This window comes from Pseudomonas sp. PKS (assembly GCF_051913525.1).
Classification (GTDB): Bacteria; Pseudomonadota; Gammaproteobacteria; order Pseudomonadales; family Pseudomonadaceae; genus Aquipseudomonas; species Aquipseudomonas guariconensis_D.
In genome coordinates, this window is the sequence record NZ_JBEGDO010000017.1 from 85,908 (window position 1) to 111,355 (window position 25,448).

Annotated in this window: 27 protein-coding genes; 19 read left to right on the forward strand and 8 right to left on the reverse strand. The window is 62.4% G+C overall.

The genetic code is table 11. From position 1 onward, the window contains the following. Positions 1–10: 10 nt before the first annotated feature. Together ABOA88_RS17345 and ABOA88_RS17350 are read right to left on the reverse strand one after the other, a co-directional pair. Complete coding sequence (locus ABOA88_RS17345; RefSeq protein ID WP_196167653.1) at positions 11–547, reverse strand: L,D-transpeptidase family protein; 537 nt, start codon at positions 545–547, stop codon at positions 11–13. Between the two features lie 19 nt (positions 548–566). Next, positions 567–1,121 carry an NUDIX hydrolase gene (locus ABOA88_RS17350; protein ID WP_196167652.1) on the reverse strand — a complete coding sequence of 185 codons (555 nt, stop codon included), beginning with the start codon at positions 1,119–1,121 and terminating at the stop codon, positions 567–569. Positions 1,122–1,254: 133 nt separating this feature from the next. Between ABOA88_RS17350 and ABOA88_RS17355 the strand changes: the two genes are divergently transcribed. The 5 genes from ABOA88_RS17355 (at position 1,255) to purT (ending at position 4,443) form a co-directional block, all read left to right on the forward strand. After that, positions 1,255–1,854 carry a CoA pyrophosphatase gene (locus ABOA88_RS17355; RefSeq protein WP_070574714.1) on the forward strand — a complete coding sequence of 200 codons (600 nt, stop codon included), beginning with the start codon at positions 1,255–1,257 and terminating at the stop codon, positions 1,852–1,854. Positions 1,855–1,899: 45 nt separating this feature from the next. Then, the gene (locus ABOA88_RS17360; RefSeq protein ID WP_367851453.1) at positions 1,900–2,424 is read left to right on the forward strand and encodes a gamma carbonic anhydrase family protein; all 525 of its coding nucleotides are present in this window, start codon (positions 1,900–1,902) and stop codon (positions 2,422–2,424) included. 1 nt (position 2,425) lies between these two features. Further along, a complete protein-coding gene (locus tag ABOA88_RS17365; protein WP_367851452.1) occupies positions 2,426–2,629 on the forward strand; it encodes a DUF1289 domain-containing protein in 204 nt (67 codons plus the stop codon). A gap of 49 nt (positions 2,630–2,678) precedes the next feature. Then, a complete protein-coding gene (locus ABOA88_RS17370) occupies positions 2,679–3,146 on the forward strand; it encodes a VUT family protein (protein ID WP_043212443.1) in 468 nt (155 codons plus the stop codon). 115 nt (positions 3,147–3,261) lie between these two features. Then, complete coding sequence (gene purT / locus ABOA88_RS17375) at positions 3,262–4,443, forward strand: formate-dependent phosphoribosylglycinamide formyltransferase (protein WP_367851451.1); 1,182 nt, start codon at positions 3,262–3,264, stop codon at positions 4,441–4,443. A 75-nt stretch (positions 4,444–4,518) separates the two neighbouring features. Here the strand turns inward: purT and ABOA88_RS17380 are convergent, their stop codons facing one another. The 3 genes from ABOA88_RS17380 to ABOA88_RS17390 form a co-directional block, all read right to left on the reverse strand. Next, positions 4,519–5,820: an MFS transporter gene (locus tag ABOA88_RS17380; RefSeq protein WP_196167649.1), complete on the reverse strand. Its 1,302-nt coding sequence runs from the start codon at positions 5,818–5,820 to the stop codon at positions 4,519–4,521. A gap of 254 nt (positions 5,821–6,074) precedes the next feature. Next, entirely contained in the window at positions 6,075–7,277 is a 1,203-nt protein-coding gene (locus ABOA88_RS17385) for a transporter associated domain-containing protein (protein ID WP_367851450.1), read from the reverse strand. A 9-nt stretch (positions 7,278–7,286) separates the two neighbouring features. Then, on the reverse strand, positions 7,287–8,096 hold the full coding sequence (locus ABOA88_RS17390) for a cytochrome C assembly family protein (RefSeq protein WP_196167647.1): 810 nt from the start codon (positions 8,094–8,096) through the stop codon (positions 7,287–7,289). Between the two features lie 334 nt (positions 8,097–8,430). Between ABOA88_RS17390 and ffh the strand changes: the two genes are divergently transcribed. From ffh to ABOA88_RS17420, 6 genes are all read left to right on the forward strand, one after another. After that, positions 8,431–9,807, forward strand: a complete 1,377-nt coding sequence (gene ffh, locus ABOA88_RS17395) for a signal recognition particle protein (protein WP_043212452.1) — start codon at positions 8,431–8,433, stop codon at positions 9,805–9,807. A gap of 234 nt (positions 9,808–10,041) precedes the next feature. Continuing rightward, the gene (gene rpsP, locus ABOA88_RS17400; RefSeq protein ID WP_043212455.1) at positions 10,042–10,293 is read left to right on the forward strand and encodes a 30S ribosomal protein S16; all 252 of its coding nucleotides are present in this window, start codon (positions 10,042–10,044) and stop codon (positions 10,291–10,293) included. Between the two features lie 5 nt (positions 10,294–10,298). After that, positions 10,299–10,835: a ribosome maturation factor RimM gene (rimM, locus tag ABOA88_RS17405; RefSeq protein WP_070574704.1), complete on the forward strand. Its 537-nt coding sequence runs from the start codon at positions 10,299–10,301 to the stop codon at positions 10,833–10,835. 3 nt (positions 10,836–10,838) lie between these two features. After that, entirely contained in the window at positions 10,839–11,591 is a 753-nt protein-coding gene (trmD, locus tag ABOA88_RS17410; RefSeq protein ID WP_196167646.1) for a tRNA (guanosine(37)-N1)-methyltransferase TrmD, read from the forward strand. A 42-nt stretch (positions 11,592–11,633) separates the two neighbouring features. Beyond that, the gene (gene rplS / locus ABOA88_RS17415; RefSeq protein WP_196162828.1) at positions 11,634–11,984 is read left to right on the forward strand and encodes a 50S ribosomal protein L19; all 351 of its coding nucleotides are present in this window, start codon (positions 11,634–11,636) and stop codon (positions 11,982–11,984) included. Positions 11,985–12,193: 209 nt separating this feature from the next. Continuing rightward, the gene (locus ABOA88_RS17420) at positions 12,194–12,604 is read left to right on the forward strand and encodes an acyl-CoA thioesterase (RefSeq protein WP_070094672.1); all 411 of its coding nucleotides are present in this window, start codon (positions 12,194–12,196) and stop codon (positions 12,602–12,604) included. On the opposite strand, the gene ABOA88_RS17425 is transcribed toward ABOA88_RS17420, so the two are convergent. Continuing rightward, complete coding sequence (locus tag ABOA88_RS17425; protein WP_196167645.1) at positions 12,598–14,436, reverse strand: cation:proton antiporter; 1,839 nt, start codon at positions 14,434–14,436, stop codon at positions 12,598–12,600. The two genes, ABOA88_RS17420 and ABOA88_RS17425, sit on opposite strands and share 7 nt — an antisense overlap. Positions 14,437–14,504: 68 nt before the next feature. Between ABOA88_RS17425 and xerD the strand changes: the two genes are divergently transcribed. The 6 genes from xerD (at position 14,505) to ABOA88_RS17455 (ending at position 20,244) form a co-directional block, all read left to right on the forward strand. Further along, the gene (gene xerD, locus ABOA88_RS17430; protein ID WP_043212466.1) at positions 14,505–15,401 is read left to right on the forward strand and encodes a site-specific tyrosine recombinase XerD; all 897 of its coding nucleotides are present in this window, start codon (positions 14,505–14,507) and stop codon (positions 15,399–15,401) included. Between the two features lie 154 nt (positions 15,402–15,555). Continuing rightward, entirely contained in the window at positions 15,556–16,317 is a 762-nt protein-coding gene (locus ABOA88_RS17435) for a DsbC family protein (protein WP_043212468.1), read from the forward strand. An 82-nt stretch (positions 16,318–16,399) separates the two neighbouring features. Then, positions 16,400–17,704, forward strand: a complete 1,305-nt coding sequence (locus tag ABOA88_RS17440; protein WP_043212471.1) for a homoserine dehydrogenase — start codon at positions 16,400–16,402, stop codon at positions 17,702–17,704. A 169-nt stretch (positions 17,705–17,873) separates the two neighbouring features. Then, positions 17,874–19,283, forward strand: coding sequence for a threonine synthase (thrC, locus tag ABOA88_RS17445; RefSeq protein WP_196167644.1), 1,410 nt, complete (start codon positions 17,874–17,876; stop codon positions 19,281–19,283). A 174-nt stretch (positions 19,284–19,457) separates the two neighbouring features. Beyond that, complete coding sequence (locus ABOA88_RS17450; RefSeq protein WP_196167643.1) at positions 19,458–19,883, forward strand: histidine kinase; 426 nt, start codon at positions 19,458–19,460, stop codon at positions 19,881–19,883. A 79-nt stretch (positions 19,884–19,962) separates the two neighbouring features. Next, positions 19,963–20,244, forward strand: coding sequence for a DUF3509 domain-containing protein (locus ABOA88_RS17455; protein ID WP_196167642.1), 282 nt, complete (start codon positions 19,963–19,965; stop codon positions 20,242–20,244). Positions 20,245–20,392: 148 nt separating this feature from the next. On the opposite strand, the gene ABOA88_RS17460 is transcribed toward ABOA88_RS17455, so the two are convergent. Both ABOA88_RS17460 and ABOA88_RS17465 read right to left on the reverse strand, forming a co-directional pair. Next, positions 20,393–21,280, reverse strand: a complete 888-nt coding sequence (locus ABOA88_RS17460; protein ID WP_367851449.1) for a TIGR02285 family protein — start codon at positions 21,278–21,280, stop codon at positions 20,393–20,395. A 10-nt stretch (positions 21,281–21,290) separates the two neighbouring features. Continuing rightward, on the reverse strand, positions 21,291–22,490 hold the full coding sequence (locus tag ABOA88_RS17465; protein WP_196167640.1) for a CaiB/BaiF CoA transferase family protein: 1,200 nt from the start codon (positions 22,488–22,490) through the stop codon (positions 21,291–21,293). A 131-nt stretch (positions 22,491–22,621) separates the two neighbouring features. On the opposite strand from ABOA88_RS17465, the gene ABOA88_RS17470 reads away from it, so the two are divergent. Next, positions 22,622–23,164: a YaeQ family protein gene (locus tag ABOA88_RS17470; protein ID WP_043212483.1), complete on the forward strand. Its 543-nt coding sequence runs from the start codon at positions 22,622–22,624 to the stop codon at positions 23,162–23,164. Positions 23,165–23,194: 30 nt separating this feature from the next. Next, entirely contained in the window at positions 23,195–24,904 is a 1,710-nt protein-coding gene (gene recJ / locus ABOA88_RS17475; protein WP_196167639.1) for a single-stranded-DNA-specific exonuclease RecJ, read from the forward strand. Positions 24,905–25,448 lie beyond the last annotated feature (544 nt).

The window sequence follows — 25,448 nt, forward strand, 5'->3', positions numbered from 1 at the left end:
ATTGTAGGAATCAGGGACGGATCTCGATCAACGTCCCGTCCTTGACCATGTCCCAGACCTCGCGCATGTCATTGTTGCGCATGGCGATGCAGCCTTCGGTCCAGTCCAGGGTATGGAAGTACCACTCTGGGTAGTCGTCATTGATCGGCGTGCCATGGATCATGATCATGCCGCCTGGGCTGACGCCCTCGCGGCGGGCGCGGTCGGCATCACTGATGTTGGGGTAGGAAATGTGCATGGCCAGGTTGAAGCGGTCGCTGACCTTGCGCCAGTCCAGCCAGTAGAGGCCTTCGGGCGTCTTGCTGTCGCCCTCGCGCTCTTTGGTGCCTTTGGGTTGCTTGCCCAGGGAGATGCGGTAGGTCTTGAGTGGCTCGCCGCGACTGATCAGTTGCAGGCGGCGTTCGGACTTGATCACCAGGACTTTGTCGATCAGCGGTTGGTTGGCGACCGCTGAGGGTTCGACAGGCTTGCGAATGATGGTCTCGGTGAAGGCGGCCTGGGACACCGATGCAACGGAAAGGCAGAAAAGGGCAAGCAACCAACGCATGAAACCGTATCCCTGAGAGCTAAGTGGTGGACGACGTGACGTTCATCGGCGGCAGGTACTCATGGCCTACGGGGTAGTGCTGCCCGACGCGGTCGCGATAATAGCATTCTAGTGTCCGTACGACGGTGCGGAAAGCCAACTCGTTCCAGGGAATTTCATGTTCCTCGAACAAGCGCACCTCCAGGCTCTCCACGCCCACGGCAAAATCCAGATCGGCCAGTTCGGCGCGGAAGAATACATGCACCTGGTCGATGTGGGGCAGGTCGAACAACTGGTACAGGCTCATCTGCCCGACCCGGGCGCAGGCCTCCTCGACGGTTTCACGTCGGGCGGCGGCATCGAGGGTTTCACCGTTCTCCATGAACCCGGCGGGCAGCGTCCAGAACCCCCGGCGCGGCTCGATCGCCCGTCGACAAAGAAGCACTTGGCTGCCCCAGGTGGGAAGCACGCCGGCGACGATGTTGGGGTTCTGGTAATGGATGGTATGGCAATGATCGCAGACATACCGCAGGCGGCTGTCGCCCTCGGGGATCCGCTGAATGACCGCCTGGCCGCACGCGCTGCAGAATTTCATGCTGTTCTTCCCTTTATCTGCAGCTATCTTGGCGTGCCGGACCTGCGCTGCGCAAGCGGCCTGCTGGCGGGGCTTGGGTGCTTCACAGCTTTGGTGCATCATGCAGGGCAGGCCTTGGAATCGAGAGAGTGCAATGCTGGACGAGCTTCTTCGCCGAATGAGCAATCACACCCCCACGTCACTGGAAACCGACCGGCGTTTCCCCGAGGCGGCGGTGCTCTTGCCCATCACGCGTAGCGAAGAGCCCGAGCTGGTGCTGACCCTGCGGGCCAAGGGGCTGTCCACCCACGGAGGCGAGGTTGCCTTCCCCGGTGGTAGACGCGACCCGGAGGATCCGGACCTGGTGTTCACCGCCCTGCGCGAGGCCGAGGAGGAAATCGGTCTGCCGCCTGGGCTGGTGGAAGTCATCGGTCCGCTGAGCCCGGTGATCTCCCTGCATGGCCTTAAAGTGACGCCATTCGTCGGGATTATCCCCGATTACGTCGAGTACCGGGCCAACGACGCGGAGATCGCCGCCGTGTTCACGGTTCCGCTGGCGTTCTTCCGCCAGGACCCGCGCGACCATACCCACCGTATCGACTACCAAGGGCGCAGTTGGTACGTGCCGGCCTACCGCTACGGCGAGTACAAGATCTGGGGGTTGTCGGCGATCATGATCGTCGAACTGGTCAATGTGCTGTTCGACGCTGGCATCAGCCTGCACCAGCCCCCTGAGCGCTATACCCAGATCTGAGCGGGGCCCAACCCGCCATCTGCCTTCAACCGTGAGGAGCAAGACATGAAATACCGCCTGGGCGACCTGCGGGTCGAAACCCATCCCACCAGTTGGGCCGCCCCCAATGCCACCTTGATCGGCAAGGTGCGCCTGCAGGCCGGGGCCAGTGTCTGGTTCGGCGCGGTGCTGCGCGGCGACAACGAGCTGATCGACATCGGTGAAGGCAGCAACGTCCAGGATGGCACGGTGATGCACACCGACATGGGCTCGCCGCTGACCATCGGCAAGGGCGTGACCGTCGGTCATAACGCGATGCTCCACGGCTGCACGGTGGGCGATCACAGCCTGATCGGTATCAATGCGGTGATTCTCAACGGTGCGCGCATCGGCAAGCATTGCATCATCGGCGCCAACGCACTGATTCCGGAGGGCAAGGAAATTCCGGACGGCTCGCTGGTCATGGGTTCGCCAGGCAAGGTGGTGCGCGAGCTGACCGAGGTGCAGAAGCGCATGCTTGAAGCCAGCGCCGCACACTATGTCCACAATGCCGAGCGCTACGCGCGCGAGCTGGCGCCCCAGGATGACTGACATGCAGAACGCCGAACGCCCGGTCGCCTCGCCGTGCGTCAACGTCTGTGCGCTGGACGAGCAGGACATCTGCGTCGGCTGCCAGCGCACGGTGAGCGAGATCACTCGCTGGTCGCGCATGAGCAACGACGAGCGCCGTCAGGTACTGATGCTGTGCCATGAGCGGGCGGTGGCGTCAGGCTTGATCATCGGGTCGGGGCTGTAGTTGACTCCAAAATCAAGTATTCTGTGCCGCTTGCCCAACGTGTGATCCCATGTTCTATCTCATTGCCTATATCAGTAGCGTAGTGCTGATCAACTACGCCTTTTCCAGTGCCCCGCATCTGGATGTGATCTGGTCCGCCTGGGGTGGGCTGGTGTTCATCCTGCGCGACATGGTGCAGACCCGCTATGGTCATGGCGCGTTATTGGCCATGCTGGCGGCGTTGGTGCTGTCCTATGTCACCTCGGAACCTGCCATCGCCCTGGCCAGTGCGACCGCGTTCTTCGTCTCCGAGCTGATCGACTGGCTGGTGTTCAGCATCACCCGTCGGCCGCTACGTGACCGTCTGTGGCTCAGCTCGGCCCTGAGCATTCCGGTGGACACCTTCATCTTCTTCGGCATGATCGGCGCCCTGACCCCGGCAGTGATCGGCACGGCTCTGGCGTCCAAGTTCGCCGGCGTCACTGCCGTGTGGCTGGCCATGGCCTGGCGCGCCCGGCGCGAGGTCGTCGCAGGGTGATGAGATCGGGGTTGCGCAGCGGCCCCGGAACGACTCGCCGGGTGTAGAATATCGGTCCTTTTTCAGCGGGCGGCAGCCAACCCGGCGCGGCCCCGGACGCCTTCGAGGACCTGAAATGACCCGTATCGGAACCCCATTGTCGCCCACCGCGACCCGTGTACTGCTGTGTGGCTGCGGCGAGTTGGGCAAGGAAGTGGTGATCGAGCTGCAGCGCCTGGGTGTCGAAGTCATCGCCGTGGACCGCTACGCCAATGCCCCCGCCATGCAGGTGGCGCACCGCAGCCACGTCATCAACATGCTCGATGGCGTTGCCCTGCGTGCGGTGATCGAAGCTGAAAAGCCGCACTACATCGTCCCAGAGATCGAAGCCATCGCCACCGCGACCCTGGTCGAGCTGGAGAACGAAGGCTTCAATGTCGTCCCCTCCGCCCGTGCCACCCAGCTGACCATGAACCGTGAGGGCATCCGCCGGCTGGCCGCCGAAGAACTGGACCTGCCGACCTCGCCGTACCATTTCGCCGATACCTTCGAAGACTACGCCAAGGCCGTCGCTGACCTGGGCTACCCCTGCGTGGTCAAGCCGGTGATGAGTTCCTCGGGCAAGGGGCAAAGCCTGCTGCGCAGCGACGCCGACCTGCAGAAGGCCTGGGACTATGCCCAGGAAGGCGGCCGCGCCGGCAAAGGCCGGGTGATCATCGAAGGCTTCATCGATTTCGAATACGAAATCACCCTGTTGACCGTGCGTCATGTGGGCGGCACCACCTTCCTCGCGCCGGTCGGTCATCGTCAGGAGAAGGGCGACTATCAGGAATCCTGGCAACCACAGGCCATGAGCCCGAAGGCCTTGGCCGAGTCCCAGCGTGTGGCCCAGGCGGTCACCGACGCCTTGGGCGGTCGTGGTTTGTTCGGCGTGGAGCTGTTCGTCAAGGGCGATCAGGTGTGGTTCAGCGAAGTCTCTCCGCGCCCCCACGATACCGGGCTGGTGACCCTGATTTCCCAGGACCTGTCGCAATTCGCCTTGCATGCTCGTGCGATCCTGGGCCTGCCGATCCCGGTGGTGCGTCAGTTCGGTCCGTCGGCCTCGGCGGTAATCTTGCCTGAAGGCCAGTCACAGCAGACCACCTTCGCCAACCTGGGCGCGGCCCTGAGCGAGCCCGACACCGCCATCCGCCTGTTCGGCAAGCCGGAAATCAACGGCCAGCGTCGCATGGGCGTATGCCTGGCGCGGGACGAGTCGATCGAAGCGGCGCGGGCCAAGGCGACCCGCGCTTCCCAGGCGGTCACGGTCGAATTTTAAGCTCCAAGCTCCAAGCGGCATGAAAAAGCCAAAGCCTGCGCGGATTGCTTTTTCTTGCCGCTTGTAGCTCGCCACTTACAGCTCCGTATTGCGTGTCTCTTTCAGGCACAAGACGGCGATCAGGCTGATCACCGCGGCCACCGACACATAGCCACCCACCCAGCTCAATCCCCCCATGCTCACCAACTGCTGGGCAAAGAACGGTGCCGCTGAGGCGCCGACGATGCCGCCGAGGTTGTAGGCTGCCGAGGCGCCGGTGTAGCGCACGTGGGTCGGGAACAGCTCAGGCAGCAATGCCCCCATCGGTGCGAAGGTCACGCCCATCAGGAACAGCTCGATGGCCAGGAACAGCGCGACACCGGTGGTCGAGCCCGAGGTCAGCAGTGGCTCCATGGTGAATCCCGAAGCTACCGCCATCAGGCCGCCGACGATCAGTACCGGCTTGCGCCCATAGCGATCGCTCAGCCAGGCCGACAGCGGTGTGGCCAGCGCCATGAACAACACGGCAAAGCACAGCATGCCCAGGAAGCTCTCGCGACTGTAGCCCAGGGTCGAGACCCCGTAGCTCAGGGAGAACACCGTGGAGATATAGAACAGCGCGTAGCACACCACCATTGCCGCAGCGCCCAGCAAGGTGGGCAGCCAGTACTTGGCGAACAGGTCGACCACCGGCAGCTTCACCCGCTCGTGGCGTGCCACGGCCTTGGCGAACACCGGGCTCTCCTCAAGCTTCAGGCGCACGTACAGGCCGACGATCACCAGTGCAGCACTGAGCAGGAACGGAATGCGCCAGCCCCAGTCACGGAATTGCTCGTCGCTGAGTACCAGCGCCAGGGTCAGGAACAACCCATTGGCCGCCAGAAAACCGATGGAAGGGCCAAGCTGCGGGAACATGCCGAACCAGGCGCGCTTGCCTTCAGGGGCGTTTTCGGTGGCCAACAGTGCAGCCCCGCCCCATTCGCCGCCCAGGCCCAGGCCCTGGCCAAAGCGCAGCAGGCAAAGGATGATCGGCGCCCAGACGCCGATGCTGTCATAACCCGGAAGGACCCCGATCAGGGTGGTCGACACACCCATCAGCAGCAATGAGGCGACCAAGGTGGATTTGCGGCCGATACGGTCGCCGAAGTGGCCGAACAGTGCCGAACCCAGTGGGCGGGCGAGGAAGGCGATGCCGAAGGTCAGAAACGCCGCGAGCATCTGCGCAGTGCCCGAACCCGACGGGAAGAACACCGGGCCGATCACCAGCGCGGCGGCGGTGGCATAGACGTAGAAGTCGTAGAACTCGATGGCGGTGCCGATGAAGCTGGCGGTTGCCACGCGGGCGGGGGAATTGACGGGGGCTGCCGAGGCGTCGGCGCAGGTACTGCTGATAGTCATCGTGTAGGTCCCTGACAGTCATTGCTCCCTATGGGCGGGCCGCTCCCTGCCAGGCAGGCATGGGCGTGCGGGCGCCGGAGCGTCATAGTGTGAGTCGCTCGACCGACGAGAGCCCAAGGGTAGGGACGGGAGCGGGCTGTTCTGGGTGTCGAAGCAGGACCGCGGGGCGTGTCAGTGGAGCGCACCGGCCGTGTGATGCCGGAAGCGGGTAGCAGGCGGGACGGCAGGGCTGGGTAAGCGTGACCGGAGTATAGCTATCGGGTCACGGTCCACACCAGTACCTTGCTGGCGCAATTGTCCTCTGTTTCGAGGATTTCCAGGCGATAGCGGCCGATCTTCAGGCATACGGCGCTTTCCGGAATGCTTTCCAGCGCCTCGGTGACCAGCCCGTTGAGCGTCTTCGGGCCGCCGTCGCAGGGCAGGTGCCACCCCAGGCTGCGGTTTATTTCGCGCAGCGAGGCGGTGCCTTCGATTACGTAGCGGCCATCGGCCAGGGGGTGGACGTGCGGGTTTTCCAGCGATTGCTCATCCTCGAACTCGCCGACGATCTCCTCGAGGATGTCCTCCAGGGTGACGATGCCCTGGACCTCTCCGTACTCGTCCACCACCACGCCCAGGCGTCTCTGCTGCTTGTGGAAGTTCAGCAGTTGCCGTTGCAGCGGGGTACTCTCGGGGACGAAGTAGGGTTCGTAGCAGGCGGCGCGTAGCGCCTGGAGGGTCAGCTCGCCATGGGGTAGCAGATGGCTGATCAACTTGGTGTTGAGGATGGCTTCGACCTGGTTGATATCGCTGTGGTAGACCGGCAGGCGGGTATGGCGGCTGACGATCAGTTGTTCGGCGATCTGCTCGAGCGAGTCGTCCAGGTTGATGCCGTCCACCTCGTTGCGGGGCACCAGGATGTCGTTGACGGTGATCTTGTCCAACGATTGCAGCCCTTCGAGCAGCCCTTGGCGTGGCGTTTCGTAGGGCTCTGCCTCGTCGAAATCGTCATGTTCCTGTGGATGTAACGCCACAGCGGCGGGTTGCGCGCGCAATGGGTGAAGGATCAGCTTGGCGCAACCGTCGAGCACGCACGCCAAGGGTTGCAGTGCGATCAGGGGCCATCTGAGCAGGGTGCCGAGGTTGAGGAAGGCGTGCGGGTTGCGTCGGGCGGCGCGCCTTGGCAGGTACTCGGCCAAGACCAGCAACGCAATGCCGGCGGCCAGGCCCGCTACCCAGAAGCCGTGTTCGCCGTTGTAGCGTTGGCCGATCAGGCAGGCCAGGCCCAGCACCAGCAACTTGCCCAGGCTGGCGCAGAGCACCACGGCTTGGGCAGGCAGGGCGGGCTCGGCGCTGTCAGTGGGGCGCTGATGGCCGTTCAATTGCTGGCGGGCCGCGTCGACGGCGGTGAACAGCGCCGACCAGAGCAGCGCCAGTGCCAGGGTGCCGAATAGCGGAGCGTACGGCAGGGTGTCCATGGGCGGTCGTCAGATATGCAGGATGAATTCACGTACCAGCTTGCTGCCGAAATAGGCCAGCATCAGCAGGCAGAAACCGGCGAGGGTCCAGCGGATCGCCTTGTGGCCGCGCCAGCCCAGGCGGGTGCGTCCCCACAGCAGAAGGCCGAACACCACCCAGGCCACACAGGATAGCAGCGTCTTGTGCACCAGGTGCTGGGCGAACAGGTTGTCCAGGAACAGCCAGCCGGACACCAGCGACAGCGACAGCAGGCCCCAACCGGCCCAGAGGAAGCCGAACAACAGGCTTTCCATGGTTTGCAGGGGCGGGAAGTTACGGATCAGCCCGGAAGGATGCTTGTGCTTGAGCTGGTGGTCCTGCAACAGCAGGAGCAGGGCCTGGAACACGGCGATGGTGAACAAGCCATAGGCCAGGATCGAGAGCAGGATATGCGCCAGGATCCCAGGCTCCTCGTTGACCAGCGGTACGGTGCCAGGCGGGGCGAACTGGGCCAGCAGGGCGGTCACCGCGCCGAGCGGGAACAGCAGCATCAGCAGGTTTTCGACCGGGATGCGCAGGCAGGCCAGCAAGGTCAGCACGATCACCGCGACGGCGATCAGACTGGCGGCGCTGAAGAAGTCGAGGCTAAGGCCCAGCGGGGTGATCAGCTGGAAGAACAGGGCGCTACCCTGGGCAATGACCGCAAGGGCACCGAGCAGACCGAGCAGCCGTTTGTCGGCGCGGCTGCCCTGGGCCAGGCGACTGCCTTGGTAGAGAGCGGCGGCGATGTAGAACCCGGCGGCGAGCAGGTTGGGGATGAGGCTGGGGGAAGAGAGCATAAGTCCTGGTAGGCAAGCCCTAAAGGGACGGAGTTTGGCATAGATCCCGCCGCTCTAGGAAGACTGCAGAGCAGTGGGTCCTGCCCCGGGGGAGCGGTCGTGTCTTGCCTGCACAGGCCTGTTTGCGGGTCAATCTGTTCTCGCAGGGCTGGCGGTGGTCCTTGTGAGAGCAGGTTCGCCCGCGAAAAAGCCCACTCGCCCCCAGTGGTCAGCACCAAGGTGTGCGCCGCCCTCGCTCTTCGCTATAATCGCCGCCTTGCTGTGCCCAGCGCGTGTGCATATTCACCTGGGCGCCTGAAAAACCTCGGCTTCATTAGGGCCTGAAAGGATCACCATGTTCGAAAACCTGACCGACCGCCTGTCACAGACGCTGCGCCATGTCACCGGCAAGGCCAAGCTGACCGAAGACAACATCAAGGACACGCTGCGCGAAGTGCGCATGGCCCTGCTCGAGGCCGACGTCGCCCTGCCGGTGGTCAAGGATTTCGTCAACAGCGTCAAGGAGCGTGCGGTCGGCACCGAAGTGTCGCGCAGCCTGACCCCGGGCCAGGCGTTCGTGAAGATCGTCCAGGCCGAGCTCGAAGGCCTGATGGGCGCGGCCAACGAAGACCTGGCGCTCAATGCCGCACCACCAGCCGTGGTGCTCATGGCCGGTCTGCAAGGTGCGGGTAAGACCACCACTGCCGGCAAGCTGGCGCGCTTCCTTAAAGAACGCAAGAAAAAGAGCGTGATGGTGGTCTCTGCCGACGTCTATCGTCCGGCAGCGATCAAGCAGCTCGAAACCCTGGCCAATGACATCGGCGTGACCTTCTTCCCGTCGGACATCAGCCAGAAGCCTGTGGCCATCGCCGAGGCGGCGATCCGCGAAGCCAAGCTCAAGTACATCGATGTGGTCATCGTCGACACCGCCGGTCGTCTGCACATCGACGCCGACATGATGGACGAGATCAAGGCACTGCACGCTGCGGTCAAGCCGGTCGAGACGTTGTTCGTGGTCGACGCCATGACCGGCCAGGACGCCGCCAACACCGCCAAGGCTTTCGGCGACGCCTTGCCGCTGACCGGTGTGGTGCTGACCAAGGTCGATGGTGACGCCCGTGGGGGTGCTGCCCTCTCGGTTCGCGCCATCACCGGCAAGCCGATCAAGTTCATCGGTATGGGCGAGAAGACCGAAGCGCTCGAGCCCTTCCATCCTGACCGTATCGCCTCGCGCATCCTGGGCATGGGTGACGTGCTCAGCCTGATCGAACAGGCTGAGCAGAACATCGACAAGGCCAAGGCCGACAAGCTCGCCAAGAAGCTCAAGAAGGGCAAGGGCTTCGACCTCGAAGACTTCCGCGACCAACTGCAGCAGATGAAGAACATGGGCGGCCTGGGCGGCCTGATGGACAAGCTGCCGAGCATCGGTGGGGTCAACCTGTCGCAAATGGGCAATGCCCAGGGTGCGGCTGAGAAGCAGTTCAAGCAGATGGAAGCGATCATCGACTCCATGACCCCTGCCGAGCGTCGCGACCCGGAAATCATCAGCGGTTCGCGCAAGCGCCGCATCGCCCTCGGCTCCGGCACCCAGGTGCAGGACGTTGGTCGGCTGATCAAGCAGCACAAGCAGATGCAGAAGATGATGAAGAAATTTTCCGCCAAGGGCGGCATGGCCAAGATGATGCGTGGCCTTGGTGGGATGCTGCCAGGTGGCGGCATGCCGAAGCTCTAATTCGATTCTGGGAGGTTGCCTTCTATGAGGCAGCGCTCCCGAAATCCCGCTTCGGCGGGAACGATGTCGCGAAATTCGCGGCTTAACCGGCAGATCTGAACGGTGTGGTAGCCCCGCGCCGAAAAAGGCATTTGCAAATGTCCGTGTATTCCCCGAGAATATGCGGCCTTTTGGGCACCCTGTGCCCATTTGGGCATTCAGATTTGCAGCACCGACTATAGGAACGATGTTCACATGGTAACCATCCGTCTTGCCCGTGGCGGCTCCAAGAAGCGCCCTTTCTATCACCTGACCGTGACCAACAGCCGTAACGCCCGTGACGGCCGTTTCGTTGAGCGCGTCGGCTTCTTCAACCCGGTTGCTTCCGGCGCTGAAGTCAAGCTGTCGGTCAATCAGGAACGCGTCAACTACTGGCTGAGCCAGGGCGCACAGCCGTCTGAGCGCGTTGCTCAGCTGCTGAAGGACGCTGCCAAGGCCGCTGCCTGAGCAGTATGAACGCGACGCCAGAAAACGCTGACGCCCTTATTGTCGTCGGCAAGATTTTTTCGGTTCACGGCGTTCGCGGCGAGGTGAAGGTGTATTCCTTTACCGATCCGATTGAAAACCTGTTGGATTATCCGCGCTGGACGCTTCGGCACGAAGGCAAGGTAAAACAGGTCGAGCTGGTCAACGGTCGTGGCTCCCAAAAGGGCCTGGTCGTGAAACTGAAAGGCCTTGATGATCGTGATGAAGCCCGTCTTCTGAGCGGTTATGAAATCTGCATTCCGCGGAGCCTTTTGCCCAACCTGGCCGCTGACGAGTACTACTGGTACCAGTTGGTAGGTCTGAAGGTCATCAATCAGGACGAACAACTGTTCGGCAAGATCGATCACCTGTTGGAGACCGGTGCGAACGATGTAATGGTGGTCAAGCCTTGCGCAGGCAGCCTGGATGATCGCGAGCGACTGTTGCCCTATACGGAGCAATGCGTGCTGGCAGTCGACCTGGAAGCAGGTGTGATGCGGGTCGAGTGGGACGCGGATTTCTAAGCGATGGGTAACCTTCGAGTAGACGTCGTCACGTTGTTCCCCGAGATGTTCTCGGCCATCACGGAGTACGGCATTACCAGCCGCGCGGTGAAACAGGGGTTGCTGCAAGTGACCTGCTGGAACCCGCGGGACTACACCACTGATCGTCACCACACGGTGGATGATCGACCGTTTGGCGGTGGTCCGGGCATGGTGATGAAGATCAAGCCTCTGGAAGACGCCCTGGCCAGCGCCAGGCAAGCGACCGGAGCATCGGCGAAGGTGATCTACCTCTCGCCACAAGGCCGCAAGCTGACTCAGCAGGCGGTCAAAGACTTGGCGCAACAGGAATCGTTGATCCTGATCGCCGGTCGTTACGAAGGCATTGACGAGCGTTTTATCGAGGCTCATGTCGATGAAGAGTGGTCGATTGGTGACTATGTGCTTTCCGGTGGCGAGCTGCCGGCCATGGTACTGATCGATGCGGTTACGCGACTGCTGCCCGGAGCTTTAGGGCATGTGGACTCGGCGGAGGAAGATTCCTTCACCGACGGTCTGCTCGACTGCCCGCACTACACCCGACCGGAGGTGTATGCGGATCAGCGCGTTCCCGACGTGTTGCTTAGTGGCAACCATGCACACATCCGGCGTTGGCGATTGAAGCAGTCCCTTGGTAGGACCTTCGAACGACGCGCCGATCTTCTGGAAAGTCGCTCGCTTTCTGGAGAAGAGAAGAAGCTGCTCGAGGAATATCTCCGCGAGCGGGACGATAGTTAACGTATCGATGGTGGATCGAGTTATCCGCCTTAGGAGCACAGCATGACCAACAAGATCATCCAGCAGCTCGAAGCCGAGCAGATGAACAAGGAAATCCCAGCCTTCGCACCGGGCGACACCATTGTCGTCCAGGTTAAAGTGAAGGAAGGTGACCGTTCCCGTCTGCAGGCGTTCGAAGGTGTCGTTATCGCCAAGCGCAATCGCGGTCTGAACAGCGCCTTCACCGTGCGCAAGATCTCCAGCGGCGTTGGCGTAGAGCGTACCTTCCAGACCTACAGCCCGCAGATCGACAGCCTGTCCGTGAAACGTCGTGGTGACGTGCGTAAGGCCAAGCTGTACTACCTGCGCGACCTGTCCGGCAAAGCCGCTCGCATCAAGGAAAAACTGGCCTGAGTGCCGTTTGACCGGTGGCCCCAGCGGCCACCTTGCGAGAAAAAAAGCAGCCTTCGGGCTGCTTTTTTGCTTTTTGAATTTCTGTATTGGCGGTGTGCGCGTCTTCGCGGGTAAATCCGCTCCCACCACGATTGCGCCAACCCTGTGGAAGCGGGGTTCCCCGCGAATCAGGCGACATCGCTTTCAAGCCCTTGCGACAAGAGCCCTTCATGACCACCCCTCGAGACCAGGAAATCCAGCGCCGCACCGAACTGTCGGTGACCCGCGTGACCAAGGCTGTCTTCCCCAGCACCACCAACCACCACAACACCCTGTTCGGCGGCACTGCTTTGGCCTGGATGGACGAAGTGTCGTTCATCGCCGCCACGCGATTCTGTCGTTTGCCGCTGGTGACCGTGTCGACCGACCGCATCGACTTCAAGCACCCGATTCCCGCGGGCTCGATCGTCGAGCTGGTGGGGACGGTGATCAAGGTCGGCAATACCAGCCTGCAGGTACAGGTGGATGTCTTTGTCGAGAACATGTACCTGGATGGCCGCGAACGGGCCATCCATGGTGTGTTCAGTTTCGTCGCCATCGACGAGGACAAGCGGCCGGTGCCTGTGCTCCCCGCTCACTGATTCACGGTCTGCGCCTCGACCTTGGTAGCCGCCTCCAGGTCTGCCTCCACCAGTGCCACCAGGGTCCAGCCAGGCTGGGGCTTGAGGGGCGAGTCCGGGCTGGCGACATGGACCCAGCCATTGCCGTCACGGGCGAAAAGCAACGTTGCGCGCTCGCCATGCAGCGCTTGGTAGTCCTGCCAGTTGAAACTGTCGGTCAGATGGGTGCTGTACAACTCGGCGCCTTGATGCAGGCGATTGGCCAGTTGCCCATAGGTCATCATGCTCGAACCGAGCAGTTGGCCGCGGTGCTCCTCGCTGGCACGGTGCTTGTCGCTGCGCTGCTTTTCCAGGCCACTGGCCAATACGAACAATCGATTGTGGCCAAAGTCGTGGCGAAAGCGTGCGCAGGCCAGGGCGTTGAGTTCACCGGCAGGCGAAAGGCCCAGTAGATGGCCCAGGCCAACCAGGTCCAGGTGGGCGTCGGCGTGCTGAGACGCAGGGTTGCCGAAGTAGGTCGGCAGCCCATCCATGCGCGCGGCGCGGATGTTCTCCCAGCTCGAATCGGTCAGCAACACCCGGCTGCCCAATTGCTGCAAGGCCTTTGCAATGGTGCGGGCTGGCGGGTTGGCGCCGACGATGAGAAAGCCGCTGGGGGCAGGCTCGGCCACCTTGAGCAGGCGCGCCAGCGGCCTTGCGGTAGCGCTTTGCAATACCACAGTGCCGATGATGACCGCGAAGGTCAAAGGGACCAGCAACAGTGCCCCCTCGTGGCCGGCTTCATCCAGGCGAATGGCGAAGATCGCCGAAACGGCCGCGGCGACAATGCCCCGTGGCGCGATCCAGGCCAGCAGCAGGCGCTCGCGCCAGTTCAGGTTCGAGCCCCAGGTAGACAACAAGACATTGAGTGGCCGGGCCAGCAACTGGATGACCAGCAGCAGTGCCAGTACCGCCGGGCCCAGTGCCAGCAGCGCATGCAGGTCGAGGCGGGCGGCCAGCAGAATGAATAGCCCGGAGATCAACAGCACGCTGAGGTTTTCCTTGAAGTGCAGGATCTGCCGTACATCCACGCCGGGCATGTTGGCCAGCCACATGCCCATGACTGTCACAGCCAGCAGTCCCGACTCATGGACGATCTGGTTGGCCGCGATGAAGATGCCCAGCACCGCCGCCAGCGACGCCAGGTTGTGCAGGTACTCTGGCAGCCATTGCGCTCGCATGATCTGGCCCAGCAACCAGCCACCCGCGGCGCCCAGGGCACTGCCGCAGAAGATCACGCCAGCAAAGGTCACCAGGCTCTGACTCAGCCCGTCGCCGTCGGTTCGGGCGATGATGAAGCTGTAGACCACCACTGCCAGCAGGGCGCCGATCGGATCGATGACGATCCCTTCCCAGCGCAGGATGTTGGCGATTGCAGCCTTGGGTCGCACCACTCGCAGCATTGGCACGATCACGGTCGGGCCTGTGACCAAGGTAAGGGTGCCGAAGAGGATTGCCAGGGGCCACTCGAAGCCCAGCAACCAGTGGGTGGCGAGGGCGATCACCAGCCAGGTGCTCAAGGCGCCCACCGTCACCAGTCGATGCACCACGCTGCCGATCTCGCGCCATTGGGACAAATGCAGGGTCAGGCTGCCCTCGAACAGGATCAGGGCTACGGCCAGGGACACCAGTGGCATCAGCAGCGGGCCGAACAATTGCTGCGGCGATAGCCAGCCCAGCACGGGGCCGGCCAGAATTCCACATAGCAGCAGAAAGAGTATCGCTGGCAGTTTCAGGCGCCAGGCCAGCCATTGGCAGGCAAGGGCGGCCGCGCCGATGCCACCGAAACTCAGGAGAATCTGCTGTTCGCTCATATGGGCTCCCTATGCCATCGTTGTTATGAAAGACTAAGCGCCATTGCACCGTTTGCCACCGAGTTTTCATGCCCGCTCTCGACCATCCCCTGATCGACCAGTTTCTTGATGCCCTCTGGTTGGAAAAAGGCCTGTCCGACAATACCCGCGTCTCCTATCGCAGCGACTTGGCGCTGTTCAACGGCTGGCTGCAGGAGCGCGGCGTGGCTTTGCCTGACGCTGGCCGTGACCTGATTCTGGACCATCTGGCCTGGCGCCTGGAGGAAGGCTACAAGCCGCGCTCCACGGCGCGCTTTCTCTCTGGTCTGCGTGGTTTCTTTCGTTATCTGCTGCGAGAAAAGCTGGTAGGCGTCGACCCGACCCTGCAAGTGGAAATGCCGCTATTGGGGCGACCATTGCCCAAATCCCTGTCGGAGGACGATGTCGAGGCCCTGTTGCAGGCGCCGGACCTGGCCGAAGCCATCGGCCAGCGCGACCGGGCTATGCTTGAAGTGCTCTATGCCTGTGGTTTGCGGGTGACCGAACTGGTCAGTTTGACCCTCGATCAGGTCAACCTGCGCCAGGGGGTTCTGCGGGTGATGGGCAAGGGCAGCAAGGAACGCCTGGTGCCGATGGGCGAAGAGGCGGTGATCTGGCTCGAACGCTACCTGCGCGACGGCCGCAACGACCTGTTGAACGGGCGCCCGAGTGATGTGCTGTTCCCCAGCCAGCGCGGGGAGCAGATGACCCGCCAGACCTTCTGGCACCGCATCAAGCACCAGGCGCGGGTTGCCGGCATCGACAAACCGCTGTCGCCGCATACCTTGCGCCACGCCTTCGCCACGCATCTGCTCAATCATGGGGCCGACCTGCGTGTGGTGCAGATGTTGCTGGGCCACAGTGACCTGTCCACCACCCAGATCTACACCCATGTCGCTAAGGCACGGTTGCAGCAGCTGCATGCCCAGCACCATCCTCGTGGATGAATGATTTTCATGTTCCGACCTATGGAGGTTGAGGGGGCATTTAGCATCAGCCTGTTGTGGTAGGCTTGGACGGTTTGCATCAAGGGCCGTCCACTCGCCGCGTTTTTGCCGCGGATCGACATCCTCCGGCCCCGTCCGCCTTCAGGAGTACCCCATGCGCGTGACCCAGATTTTCGCCGCCGCCGCCTTGGCGTTGGCCAGCACTTTTGCCGTCGCCGCGGCCACCGATGCCAGCGCCGGTGCCGAGCAGGCCATTCGTAATACCCTCAAGACCCTTGCGCTGGAAGTGCCGGTCGAAAGCGTCGCCAGCAGCCCGGTCAACGGCCTGTATGAAGTCAAGCTGCAAGGTGGTCGTGTCCTGTATGCCAGTGGCGATGGCCAGTTCGTGATGCAGGGGTACCTGTACCAGATCCAGGATGGCAAGCCAGTCAACCTCACCGAGAAGACCGAGCGCCAGGGCATCGCCAAGCTCATCAACGGCATTCCAGCTGCCGAAATGGTGGTTTATCCTGCCAAGGGCGAGACCAAGTCGCATATCACCGTGTTCACCGACACCACCTGCCCGTATTGCCACAAACTGCATGCTGAAGTGCCGGAGCTCAATCGCCGCGGTATCGAGGTGCGCTATGTCGCCTTCCCGCGCCAGGGCCTCGGCTCGCCGGGTGACGAGCAGTTGCAGGCAGTCTGGTGCTCCAGTGACCGTCGCGCGGCGCTGGACAAGATGATCGATGGCAAGGAAATCAAGGCCGCCAAGTGCGCCAACCCGGTCAGCAAGCAGTTCGAGCTGGGGCAGTCGATCGGTGTCAATGGCACGCCGGCGATCGTCCTGCAGAGCGGTCAGGTGATTCCGGGCTATCAGCCGGCACCGCAGGTCGCCAAGCTGGCCCTGGCCAGCGACGGCAAGGCTGCCAAGTAATTCAATCAGTGCGCCGTCACCCTGGGGAGGCGGCATGTTTCACGGTCGGCGCAGGTGCCGGCCGTTCAATGGGGAGTTCACAGTGAAACCGGTCAAAGTAGGCATCTGTGGGTTGGGGACCGTCGGTGGCGGAACCTTCAATGTACTTCAGCGCAACGCCGAGGAGATTGCCCGCCGTGCCGGGCGCGGTATTGAAGTGGCACAGATCGCCATGCGCTCGCAGAACCCGAACTGCCAGATTACCGGTACCCCCATTACCGCTGATGTGTTCGAAGTCGCGAGCAACCCCGAGATCGATATCGTCATCGAGCTGATCGGTGGCTACACCATCGCCCGCGACCTGGTCCTTAAGGCCATCGAGAACGGCAAGCACGTGGTCACCGCCAACAAGGCGCTGATTGCCGTGCATGGCAATGAGATCTTTGCCAAGGCCCGCGAGAAGGGCGTCATTGTCGCCTTCGAAGCAGCCGTGGCTGGCGGCATTCCGGTGATCAAGGCGATCCGCGAAGGGCTGTCTGCCAACCGCATCAACTGGCTGGCGGGCATCATCAACGGCACCGGCAACTTCATCCTCACCGAGATGCGTGACAAGGGCCGTGCCTTCCCCGACGTACTGGCCGAAGCCCAGGCCCTGGGCTACGCCGAAGCCGACCCGACCTTCGATGTCGAAGGTATCGATGCTGCCCACAAGCTGACCATCCTGGCCTCCATTGCCTTCGGCATTCCGCTGCAGTTCGACAAGGCCTACACCGAAGGCATCACCCAGCTGACCACCGCCGATGTCAATTACGCCGAGGCGCTGGGTTACCGCATCAAGCACCTGGGCGTGGCCCGCAGCACTGACGCTGGCATCGAGCTGCGCGTCCATCCGACCCTGATTCCCAATGATCGTCTGATCGCCAACGTCAACGGTGTGATGAACGCTGTCATGGTCAATGGTGATGCTGCCGGCTCCACCCTGTACTACGGCGCCGGCGCCGGCATGGAGCCGACCGCCTCTTCGGTGGTCGCCGACCTGGTCGATGTGGTCCGTGCCATGACCTCCGACCCCGAGAACCGCGTGCCACATCTGGCCTTCCAGCCCGATTCGCTGTCGGCTCACCCGATCCTGCCGATCGAAGCCTGTGAAAGCGCCTACTACCTGCGTATCCAGGCCAAGGACCACCCGGGCGTACTGGCCCAGGTGGCGAGCATCCTCTCCGAGCGTGGTATCAACATCGAGTCGATCATGCAGAAGGAAGCCGAGGAGCAGGACGGCCTGGTGCCGATGATCCTTCTGACCCACCGCGTGGTGGAAAAGCGTATCAACGACGCCATCGTGGCCCTGGAAGCTCTGCAGGACGTGGTCGGCAAGGTCGTGCGTATCCGCGTCGAACAGCTCAATTAAGCGGCAAGCTTCAAGCTGCAAGCTGCAAGTGAAGGCAGTGCGGTGTTGAGGCTTCGAACAGAGTAAATTCGCGGCAAGGGTGAGACGCAAAGCACGAGAGCAGCGCCAGTCGGCTTCTTCTCGTAGCTTGCAACTCAAATCTTGCCGCTTAAACCAAAGGTTTGCACCCATGCGCTATATCAGTACCCGCGGCCAGGCACCGGCCCTGAATTTCGAAGACGTCCTGCTGGCGGGCCTCGCCAGCGATGGCGGTCTGTACGTGCCGGAGAACCTGCCACGCTTCACTCAGGAAGAGATCGCTTCCTGGGCTGGCCTGCCGTACCACGAGCTGGCTTTCCGGGTGATGCGCCCGTTCGTCGACGGCAGCATCGCTGACGCCGACTTCAAGAAGATCCTCGAAGAAACCTACGGTGAGTTCGCCCATGCCGCCGTGGCGCCGCTGCGCCAACTGGCTGGCAACGAGTGGGTGATGGAGCTGTTCCACGGCCCGACCCTGGCGTTCAAGGACTTCGCCCTGCAACTGCTCGGCCGCCTGCTCGACCACGTCCTGGCCAAGCGCGGCGAGCGCGTGGTGATCATCGGGGCCACCAGCGGTGACACCGGTTCCGCTGCCATCGAAGGTTGCCGCCGCTGCGACAACGTCGACATTTTCATCCTGCACCCGCACCAGCGTGTCTCGGAAGTGCAGCGCCGCCAGATGACGACCATCTTCGGCGAAAACATCCACAACATCGCCATCGAAGGCAACTTCGACGACTGCCAGGAGATGGTCAAGGCCAGCTTCGCCGACCAGTCGTTCCTCAAGGGCACCCGTCTGGTGGCGGTGAACTCGATCAACTGGGCGCGGATCATGGCCCAGATCGTCTACTACTTCCATGCAGCGCTGCAGTTGGGCGGTCCGGCCCGCTCGGTGGCCTTCTCGGTACCGACCGGTAACTTCGGCGATATCTTCGCTGGCTATCTGGCACGCAACATGGGCCTGCCAATCAGCCAGCTGATCGTGGCGACCAACCGCAACGACATCCTGCACCGCTTCATGAGCGGCAACCAGTACGTCAAGGACACCCTGCACCCGACGCTGTCGCCGTCGATGGACATCATGGTCTCCTCCAACTTCGAACGCCTGCTGTTCGATCTGCACGGTCGCAGCGGCGCTGCCATCGCCGAGCTGATGGAGCGCTTCAAGCAAGGCGGCGGCTTCAGTGTCGAACAGGACCGCTGGACCGAAGCGCGCAAGTTGTTCGATTCGCTGGCCGTGACCGACGAGCAAACCTGCGAGACCATCGCCGAGGTATTCGCCACCACCGGTGAAGTGCTCGACCCGCACACCGCGATCGGCGTCAAGGCCGCCCGTGAGTGCCGTCGTAGTCTGGATACGCCGATGGTCGTCCTGGGCACCGCGCATCCGGTCAAGTTCCCGGAAGCGGTGGAAAAGGCAGGCGTCGGCAAGGCCCTGGAACTGCCAGCGCACCTGAGCGACCTGTTCAGCCGTGATGAGCGTTGCACGGTCCTGGCCAACGATCTGAAGGCTGTCCAAGCTTTCGTCGCCCAGCACGGCAACCGTGGTAAACCGCTCTAAGGTTCAAGCCGTTCGGGGGCGCGCAGCGGCCCCGGACGGTTTCCTACTCATCTCCAAACGATGAGTCAGATCTTTCTTCAGAAGCTTAAGTAATTTCCTATTCCAGCCGCTGTATGGGGCTTTTAGAGTGGCTCGCCCGTCCACATGGGCGTAGTGCCACTCCAGGAGCGGTTCATGCATTGGCTCAACGTACTGATTCACGCACGACCTTCCCACGATATCTCGCTGCATCAGGCCTGCAATGCCCAAGGCGTCTTCAATGTGCGCGTGGCCCAGGACCTGGCCGAGGCAAAAGATTGCCTGGCTCAGCGGGGCATCATCGACCTGTTGATCCTCGATCACGGCTTGCCGATACATTGCGGGCGAACCCTGCTCCGGCAGGTGGCGCAGGCGCAGCAACCGTGTGCGTTATTGTTCGTCGGACAACCGATCGACCATGACGAAGGTCTGGCCCGGGAGGCTCGGCGCCAGGGTGTTCGAATTGTCGGTGAACTGTCCTGGCCGTTGGTGATGCCGAGGTTGCAGCGGGCGTTGGAGCGTATCCACCATGGGGGCGAGGGGCATATTCAAACGGTCATGTACCCCGCGCATGCTCACTGATACCGGCGCGGCATAAACGAACTTTGCAGGGCGTCTGGTAGTCAGTTCCGATAGGTTCCACGAACAGCGAGTACGCCGGATGGAAAGAATCTGCAAACTGCTCAATGACGCCTTGACCCCTTACCAGGCCCTGCTCGGCGAAACCGACGCCAGCGGCAACCGTCAACTGATCTTGATCGATCAGCAGGGTGACGTGACGCTCAGGCGTTCGGTCAGCCTGCGTCAGCTACAGGACCAGCGCCTGCTGGTTGACTTGGTCGACGGCCTGCACCGAGACCTGCAAATCGCCGAAGGGCGTTTGCAACCCTGTGTAATCGCTGCCATGCAGCATCAGCGCGCATTTTCCGGAACCTTTGCCTGAGGGTTTCATCAGAATCCTCAAGAGCAGTTCGACAGCGCTTGGCTCCGGTGCTGAAGACTGTTCCGGAAAGTCCCCTGACTTTCGTTCGACCCCGGGTGCTCCTTCCTGCGCCCGGGGTTTCTTTTTTTAAACTCAAGTCGAGGCAGTCTCAGTGCTCCTCGGCGCTGTCTGCCTGGATGTCGAAAAAGTGCTGGCTGTCGATCAGGTACTGTTCGTGCTCTGCAGGGGCCAGCCAGCGGGCATAGAATGCTGGCAGTGTCTCGCGACGCAGGGTAATCAGCAGTTGGTCGATATGACGGACGGCTTCTCGTCCCAAAGGCGTATCGGAGCAGCCCACATGCAGAAACTGATAGCGGTTCACGCCCTGGATCGGGTGGAAGGCGTATTCGTTCGGGTTGTTGCCCTGAGCCTGGATCAAATAGCGGATTTCCGGCCAGTAGCCCAATACCAGTTGCAGACGGCCCAAGCGCTGCATCTGTAGCAAATTGGCGGTAGCGTCGTTGCCGTAATGGCGACTCAAGGCTGTGTCGGGTAGCTGTCGGAGGATTTCGTCGATTTGAACGCTGTAGCTGCGTTCAGCCACGATGCCAAGCTTGAGTCGAGTCTGGCTCAGCAGGCGTTCGAGGTCGACCTGTTGGTTGTCGAGAAATGGGGCCAGGGCCGCCTGGTCTTGCTTGCGTATCACCAATCCGCTGCTCAGTACCCCCAGCGAAGGGATGGAAAAGCGCACGAACTTGGCGCGCTCAGGCGTCCATAGCAGCGTCGGGTCGCAAGTAAAGCTGGGCTCCTGAAGCATCTGCAGGCCCCGTGCACGGTTCACCCTGACGATACTGTGATCGTACTCAGGCATCTGCGCGATCAGTCGCGGCAGCAGGTTGTCAACGACACCCTGGCCTTTGGCCGTGCCTTCGAAGATGGTGAAAGGCGGCAGATCGCGCACTAGCCAGATCAGGCGCTCCTTGGACTGCCCCATGGCCGGCAGCATCGCGCACAGGATAATCAGCAGCCCAAGCAGGTGCCTGGCGATTCCGCGCATCGGTCGGCGATCAGACCGCACCGGTTTCGCGCAGTCGACCGATGGCTGCAGCGTCGTAGCCCAGGCGCGTCAATACTGACTCGGTGTGTTCGCCCAGGGTTGGACCGACCCACTCGCTGGAACCTGGCGTGTCCGAAAGCTTGGGAACGATGCCAGGCATCTTGAACGGCTTGCCATCGGGCAATTTGGCCTGGAGGAACATTTCGCGAGCCAGGTACTGCGGGTCGCTGAACATGTCCTCGGCCGAATAGATGCGGCTGGCTGGTACCTCGGCCTGGGTGAGGACCCGCATGACCTCTTCCAGCGGCAGGTTGTTGACCCAGCGGTCGATCACGCCGTAAAGCTCGTCGCGACGCAGGTCACGCCCGTCGTTGGTGGCCAGGCTTGGGTCATTGCCCAGATCGTCGCGGCCAATGGCCTGCATGAAACGCTTGAAGATGGCATCGCCATTGGCGCCGATCTGCACATGCTTGCCGTCGGCGCTGGTGTGGATGGAGGAGGGCGTGATCCCGGGCATGATGTTGCCGGTGCGCTCGCGGATGAAGCCGAACACATCGAACTCCGGCACCATGCTTTCCATCATCGCGAAGATGGCCTCGTACAGCGCGACGTCCACCACTTGCCCCTGACCCCCGTTGACCTCGCGGTGGCGCAGGGCCATCAACGCACCGATCACGCCCCACAGGGCGGCGATCGAATCGCCGATGGAGATGCCCGTGCGTACCGGTGGTCTGTCCTCGAAGCCTGTGATGTAACGCAGGCCGCCCATGGACTCGCCTACCGCGCCGAAGCCGGGTTGGTCCTTCATCGGCCCAGTCTGGCCGAAGCCAGACAGACGCACCATGACCAGGCGTGGGTTGAGTGCGTGCAACACGTCCCAGCCCAGCCCCAGTTTTTCCAGCACGCCGGGGCGGAAGTTCTCGATCAGGATGTCCGCCTCGGCCAGCAGGCGCTTGAGCACTTCACGGCCTTCGGGGTGCTTGAGGTTGAGCGTCAGCGATTGCTTGTTGCGCGCCTGGACGAACCACCACAGCGAAGTGCCCTCGTACAGCTTGCGCCACTTGCGCAGCGGGTCGCCGCCGTCGGGCGACTCGACCTTGATCACCTCGGCACCGAACTCGGCGCAGATACGCGAGGCGAAGGGGCCGGCGATCAGGGTGCCGAGCTCGATCACTTTCAGGCCGGCGAGGGGTTTGCTTGGCGTGGGCATGGGGCATCCGTGGCAGCTGGGCTTAGCCCGTGGTTTTATCATAGGTCGTCGACCTCAGGTACTGCCGCGGCACAACGAAGAGTGGGATCGGTTAGACTGTGTGACTTTTATTTCGCAAGAAGCCCCCGCTCATGGCCCAGCCGTCCACCACTTATAAGTTCGAACTGAATCTGACCGACCTCGACCGCGGTGTGTACGAGAACGTCCGTCAGACCATCGCCCGTCACCCGTCGGAAACCGAGGAACGCATGGCTGTACGCCTGTTGGCCTACGCGCTCTGGTACAACGAGAACCTGTCGTTTGGCCGTGGTCTGTCCGACGTGGATGAAGCAGCTCTGTGGGAAAAGAGCCTGGACGACCGTGTCCTGCACTGGATTGAAGTCGGCCAACCGGACGCCGAGCGCCTGACCTGGTGCTCGCGTCGCACCGAGCGTACCAGCCTGCTGGCCTACGGCAGCTTGCGGGTATGGCAGAACAAAGTGGTTGATGCGGTCAAGGGCCTGAAGAACCTCAGCATCGCCGCGGTTCCCCAGGACGTGTTGGAGATTCTGGCCACCGACATGCCCCGCTCGATCAAGTGGGACGTCATGATCAGTGAAGGCACCGTGTTCGTGACCGACGACCGTGGCCAGCACGAAGTGCAGCTGGAATGGCTGCTCGGTGAGCGTGGCTGACCTGTCCTCAACCTGACTGCCGAAGACCTCATGCGTATCGAACCCCGTCCCCTGCCACCGAGCCTGCCGTTCCTCGGTAACCTGCCCCCCTTGCTGACCCGCCTGTACGCCGCCCGTGGCGTGCAGTCCGAGGCCGAACTGGACAAGAGCCTGGCGCGCCTGCTGCCGTATCAACAGCTCAAGGGCATCGACGCGGCGGTGGACCTGTTGCTGGAGGCGCTGGATCAGCGCCAGCGTATTGTCATTGTCGGCGACTTCGATGCCGACGGGGCCACGGCCAGTACAGTCGGTGTGTTGGGGCTTCGCCTGCTGGGCGCGGCCCATGTCGATTACCTGGTGCCCAACCGTTTCAAGTACGGCTATGGCCTGACGCCTGAGATCGTCGAAGTGGCTTTGCAGGGAGAGCCACAGCTGCTGATCACGGTGGACAACGGTATCTCCAGTGTGGAGGGCGTGGCGGCAGCCAAGGCTGCCGGGCTCAAGGTATTGGTGACCGACCATCACCTGCCGGGTGCGCAATTGCCCGATGCCGATGCCATCGTCAACCCGAACCAGCCTGGGTGCGACTTCCCCAGCAAGGCGCTGGCCGGTGTGGGGGTGATCTTCTACGTGCTCATGGCGCTGCGTGCTCGCCTTCGCGCCCTGGGGCGCTACGATCATCAGCCGCAACCGAACATCGGTGAACTGCTTGATCTGGTGGCGCTGGGCAGTGTCGCTGACGTTGTCCCGCTGGACGCCAACAACCGCATCCTGGTGCACCAGGGCCTGGAGCGCATCCGTGCCGGCCGCGCCCGCCCTGGCCTGAAGGCCATCCTCGAAGTCGCTCGGCGCGATCATCGGCGCATCACCTCCACCGATCTGGGCTTCATCCTGGGCCCACGCCTGAACGCTGCTGGCCGCCTGGACGATATGAGCCTGGGGATCGAATGCCTGCTCTGCGACGATCCGGCCGCGGCGCTGGAGATGGCCCAAGCGCTGGATGGCCTGAACCAGGACCGCAAGTCCATCGAGCAAGGCATGCAGCGTGAAGCGCTGGCCCAGCTCAAGGACCTGCCGGTCGAATCCATGCCTTATGGCCTGTGCCTGTTCGAGGCCGACTGGCACCAGGGTGTGATCGGCATCCTCGCCTCGCGCATGAAAGAGCGCTATCACCGCCCGACCATCGCCTTCGCCGATGTCGGCGAGGGCATGCTCAAAGGCTCTGCACGGTCGGTACCGGGGTTTCATATCCGCGATGCGCTGGACGCAGTGGCGGCGCGTCAGCCGCACTTGATCAGCAAGTTCGGCGGGCATGCCATGGCGGCTGGCCTGTCATTGCCGGTGGAAAACTTCCAGGCGTTTGCCACGGCCTTCGATGAGGAGGTTCGTCGGCATCTGGTGGAGGAGGACCTGACCGGGCGATTGCTGTCTGACGGTACCCTTGCGGTCGAGGAGTTCCACCTGGACCTGGCGCGCGCTCTACGTCATGCGGGGCCTTGGGGGCAGCACTTTCCCGAGCCGCTGTTCCATGGTGTGTTCCAACTGGTCGAACAACGGGTGGTGGGCGAGCGGCATCTGAAGGTGGTGCTCAAGAGCGAGTGCGGCTCGGTCAAGCTCGATGGCATCGCCTTTGGCATCGATCGGGATGTCTGGCCGAATCCGACGGTGCGGTGGGTGGAGTTGGCGTACAAGTTGGATGTGAATGAGTTTCGGGGGAATGAGAGTGTGCAGTTGATGATTGCGCACATGGAGCCGCGGTGAGCTGGTTGGTTGTTGGTTTTGAGGTTTGTGGGCTTATCCGTTTGATTTGTCGACGCTGATTCACCTTTCCACCCTTACGGCGGGTCACTTTGGTCTTGGCCAAAGTAACCAAAGCCGCTGCGCCCCCGCATACGGCCCCTGCGCTGTGGTGTCTTACGGGGCTTCGCGGCCTCCGGCTGGCTGCGCCAGCCTCCATCTCGCGTCTTCGGCTACCGCCGAAGGGCGCTACGCGCCAGCCCCTCCAGACACCTCCGCTCGGCCTGCTGATGGGGCGCAAGTTACGGGCGGCGTCTGGGCTGGCGTTGTTTCATTCGGTGGTTTTTGTGGTGAGCTTTTGGGCCTATTGAGGGTAAATCGGAGCGCCGAATAGGCCGGCACAAACAACAAATGAATTAGCTTATTTGCCGTTGCCGTTGCCGTTGCCGTTGCCGTTGCCGTTGCCTTTGATGCGTGATGGTTCAGACACCACCCATCGCGACCTCAGAAGGCCGAGTGGAGGTGTCTGGAGGGGCAGGCGCGCAGCGCCCTTCGGCGGTAGCCGAAG